The 4,205-nt window shown below is 28.5% G+C and carries 4 protein-coding genes; all 4 read right to left on the reverse strand.

The features are described from left to right. Positions 1-202: 202 nt before the first annotated feature. On the reverse strand, positions 203-1,219 hold the full coding sequence (locus tag H8R24_RS17785; protein WP_187021783.1) for an MAE_28990/MAE_18760 family HEPN-like nuclease: 1,017 nt from the start codon (positions 1,217-1,219) through the stop codon (positions 203-205). Continuing rightward, positions 1,212-2,420 carry a DUF262 domain-containing protein gene (locus H8R24_RS17790; RefSeq protein WP_187021785.1) on the reverse strand — a complete coding sequence of 403 codons (1,209 nt, stop codon included), beginning with the start codon at positions 2,418-2,420 and terminating at the stop codon, positions 1,212-1,214. The genes H8R24_RS17785 and H8R24_RS17790 overlap by 8 nt, the downstream gene beginning before the upstream one ends. 707 nt (positions 2,421-3,127) lie before the next feature. Further along, the gene (locus H8R24_RS17795; RefSeq protein ID WP_187021786.1) at positions 3,128-3,601 is read right to left on the reverse strand and encodes a lipocalin family protein; all 474 of its coding nucleotides are present in this window, start codon (positions 3,599-3,601) and stop codon (positions 3,128-3,130) included. A 223-nt stretch (positions 3,602-3,824) separates the two neighbouring features. After that, entirely contained in the window at positions 3,825-4,088 is a 264-nt protein-coding gene (locus H8R24_RS17800; protein WP_187021787.1) for a hypothetical protein, read from the reverse strand. Positions 4,089-4,205: the final 117 nt, after the last annotated feature.

A 4,205-nucleotide genomic window follows, 5' to 3' on the forward strand; every position in this document is an offset into this window, starting at 1 on the left:
GATTGTAGTGATGTTTATGAGGATGATTTTAAGTCAAAATAGCGACTAAATGAGGTTTTTTCACAGCCTGACGTTCTCGCGCTTCTAGATGTTTGCGACTTTCGAAGACGAGTATTTTCGGCTGAACGAAAATACGATAAAAAACGGTAATTCCACTAAATTCGCAAATATCTAGAAACGTGTGTTGTGTGCTGTTTTTTATTCAGCATAACTTAAATTTCATTGTGTCTTTAATTTTTTTGTCAACTTTAATACCAATATCAACATTCTCATTTAAGTTCGTTGTAGAAATACTTTTTTTGTTAAGTTGAATGTCTAAAATATTTGAATAAAACACACTTGGAAAGTGATTTTCAGATTTAACTAATATTTTTGTTTTTTTGTCTATTATTTTTCCTCTAGTATTAAAACACAATATCTCTTTATTAAAGATATTAATAACAGTAACATCATTATTGTTAAGCTCATAAATTTTTGATAAATAGTTGCTATTTATTAATTCATATAAGGATTCAGTAAAGATTTTCATAAAATCAATATAGTCAAACAGTATAGTTTTATTTATCAACTGTACATTAGTTACACCGTGAGCTATATCATTTCTTAAATCACAAATATGTTCAACAATTTGAAAAATAATGACACTTTTTTTTGATGAAAAGTCTGAAACGTTATTTTCTAAATAAGATTTTAAAGGTTCATATTGTCTAACCAAACTTGAAATATTTTTTATTCCAATTTCTGTAAAATAATTATCTATCACTGAAATTCTGAAATTTGCACTATGATTCATAAAAGCATTAATATTAAGAACAGGAGAATTTTCATTTATATTTTTGTGCAAAATTTCTATTAATTTTTCTGGTCTTATATTTTTATTCTTTCTGTAATCTAGTTGTTTTAAAATTTCTAATGTTTTATTTAAATTGTTTTTCTGTATTTCTTCGGGTAGTGAATTATAGCTTGATGCGATTGCGCAAATATTCTCTAAATATTTAGTGATTAATTGTTCAATAAAATTTTCATATGCGCCATATATTGATATGATATGAGAGTTAAAATCAAATTGCTTAATTTTTGAAATTGTTAAAGTCTTCAGAACGCTTTCTGGATTGTTTTTTTCAATTTTTGATTGATTTTTATAACTTCTATTTTGAAAATCAATGTAATATTTAAGCAAATCCATTTCTATTTGAAATTCGCTTAATATATTATTCATTGATGAAGGAGTTTATGTATTCATTAAGTATTTCAATTCTATCTGTGACTTTTGTTTTGTTAGTATCGCGTCCTTTAAATCCATCATATTTTGTTTTGTGAAAATTTTCTAATCCACCTATTATTTCTTGCTTTTTAATCAGTATTTTTTCTTTATTGTCAAGATTATTAGCTAAAACTTGCATAAGTGGGTCATATAAAATTTTTGTAGGTCTTTCATAATGAAACCATTTCTCTTCTCTATTTCTATGAAGCCAAAAAGCTTTTTGTTCAAATAGATTGTAAGCAAATTCTACGGTATCATTAAATGTTTTTTTCAAGTTATTTAAAACTTCTTCTGTAAATTGTTCATTACCTTTTTTAAGAAATTCATCTAAAAAAAATTCCATTGTATTTCCTTGCCATTGGTCTATTTGTCTATATGCAAAGAACCTTAATACAAGTTCAGCATCAGACATATCTTTAAAATACTTATCTTCTATTACTTCTTGGCGAGGTTGTCCTGTTGATAATTCTGTATCATCAGGTTCTGGAATATCCCATAATCTGCAAAAATATTTGTTTCGCGATAGACCTATTGTTAAATTGTTTAGTCCGCCTGGAAATAAAGCATTTCTAATTTCTTGAGCTTTTAACTTTTCACCACCGCTATTTATTCTTTCAAAAACTAATTGCTTTAATCTATTAGCTTCTGTTTCCGATTTAGCCGTTTCTTGTAATAAAATAATTGAAGAAATATATCTTCTATCAATTCCTTTTCTTATTTGTTCTGGTAATTCAGAATATTTTAAACCATTTAATTCTTTCCATTCTGCTAAATCTTGTAAGGAAAACCTATCTTCATAAAATTGTGAAATCGCAGTTAATCTTTGAAGTCCGTCCATTACTTCATAAACTGAATATTCTCTTTCATAGAGAAAAATTGGAGGAATAGGAACATTCATTATAAACGACTCAATTAGCTTTGATTTTCTTGTAGTATCCCATCTGTGTCGTCTTTGGAATTCTGGATTTAGAATATAATCATCACTATTAACCATATTAACAATTGTGTTTAGCGGATAACGAGCTTGTTCAGTAATAATTCTTACTTCCCCTTTTTTATACTTTTCGTTAATTTCATCGTTCGTCAACTTAATTTCATTTACATTATCTTGTTGAAATAATTCAACTTTTTCGTTTTCGTATAGTTCGTTATTCATAGTTAAATTTGTTAATGGTTGTATTTCAGCAATTTAGGTATTAAAATAGCACACAACGTTATACTGCTTTGAGGTGGCTGGAAGTTCGTAACCGCTAATTTTTCGGTTTAACGAAAACTTGATGCGAAACGTTAATTCCACTAAACTCCAGCTAACTCAAAACAGTTGTTGTACGAGGCTTATTTTAGTCGAAATTACAAATTAAACCTCAATTATCAATTTTTTTTGGTTGAATATTCTTATTTTTCGTTATTAATTTTTCTAAGCGTAAAGTTTGGCTAAGTCCTGTTTTCAGATTCCGCTTTTCAGACAAAATTCTTCACGCACTTTTAGCAAAGTCAATTTTCTGTTTCTACTTTCCGATGCGATTCTACACGCAAAGTTCGGCTAAGTTCAATTTTTAGATTCTGCGTGAACAGCTAGACAAAGTTCCGTTTCCACGAGTTTTTCTGCTGAGTAGATTCTACGCGCACAGTTCGGCTACACACAATACTTAAAAGTTCCTGCGGAAATATATTTTTAGTTGGCAAAAGTGTTTTCTGCGTAATTTCGGCATAAGTCTCGTACAACGTCTCGCTGCTTTGAGATGGTGGGGATTTCGTAACCTTTCAACTTTCTGCTTTGCAGAATGTTGATGCGAAACGGTAATTCCACTAAAACCCCACTATATCAAAACAGCTGTTGGCGGTTCGGCTTTATTTTTCGGTTTAGTTTGTTTTAGTGTAAACTTTTACTTCTTCGCCATCAGTATAATTGGATGTATATGGATTACTACCATTAGAGTTAGCTTCGAATACAGAAATCGTTTCAAGTTTTAATGATGTTGCAGTAAGTTCTTTGATTTTATATTTCGCTTCATATATTTTAATCGTTCCGTTTTTCTGAACGTCAGTTAAAATATTGTCAGAAAGAGTATAAGTCCCATTGTCAGTATATTGAGTACAAACGTTACTTGAGTTTTTATCAGAATATTTGGTTATAGATTGTCCGCTTGAAGTGAATTCTGTAATGTCAAAATTAGTATTGCAAGTATAACCTGTAATTGGTTTTCCGTTTTCTAAAATTGATGTTAAATGCCATTTTGCAACAATATTTCCAGTTGTTGAAGTTGAGTTATCATCGTCATTTTTAGAACAAGATAGTAATGTAATAGAAGCAAATAAGAATAATAGTTTTTTCATTTTGTTTAATGTTAGAATTGTTTAGTTATAGTTTATATGGTTAATTATTCCGCCACTTTAATGGAATAAAATTTTAAATTATTTATTATGTTAGATTTAAGTATCGTTATGGAAAAAACAATTAATTTAATCAGTCCTAAATATGAAATTTTAAAAGAAGAATTAGATAAATACCCAAATGCTTTCGAATTAAAATTTGATAAAGAAAAAGGATATGTTTTAGTTATAAATTTCGACGTTGTAATGCAACTTCAGGAGAATCCAAATCCATAGATTTAAATATTGATTGTATGCTTACTTTCGGAACTATAGACGTATTATTTACAAAATATCCTTTACAGATTATGTCATAAAAGTCTTTTTTAATTTCTTCTATTTCAACACTTGTTATTCTTAAAGCAAGTTTCTTGTCGGCTATTTGGTTGACAACTTTAGGGGAATAAAAATCTTTTAAATATTGAGCTTCTTCTAATGAATATAATGTCATAATTCTGTTGTTTTTCTGTTTCGTCAACCAAGCTGACCGCCAACGTCAGTCTGTGAAAAAACTTCCGTTTATTTCTTTCAAATATAACACTTAATACAATATAAAAGGAAGAAAAGT

Source organism: Flavobacterium muglaense (assembly GCF_014305155.1).
Lineage (GTDB): Bacteria > Bacteroidota > Bacteroidia > Flavobacteriales > Flavobacteriaceae > Flavobacterium > Flavobacterium muglaense.

What these genes read in the sequence shown, in the direction of transcription:
- H8R24_RS17795 (WP_187021786.1), bottom strand. Translation starts at nt 3,601, where the DNA reads ATGAAAAAACTATTATTCTTATTTGCTTCTATTACATTACTATCTTGT.
- H8R24_RS17790 (WP_187021785.1), bottom strand. Translation starts at nt 2,420, where the DNA reads ATGAATAACGAACTATACGAAAACGAAAAAGTTGAATTATTTCAACAA.
- H8R24_RS17785 (WP_187021783.1), bottom strand. Translation starts at nt 1,219, where the DNA reads ATGAATAATATATTAAGCGAATTTCAAATAGAAATGGATTTGCTTAAA.
- H8R24_RS17800 (WP_187021787.1), bottom strand. Translation starts at nt 4,088, where the DNA reads ATGACATTATATTCATTAGAAGAAGCTCAATATTTAAAAGATTTTTAT.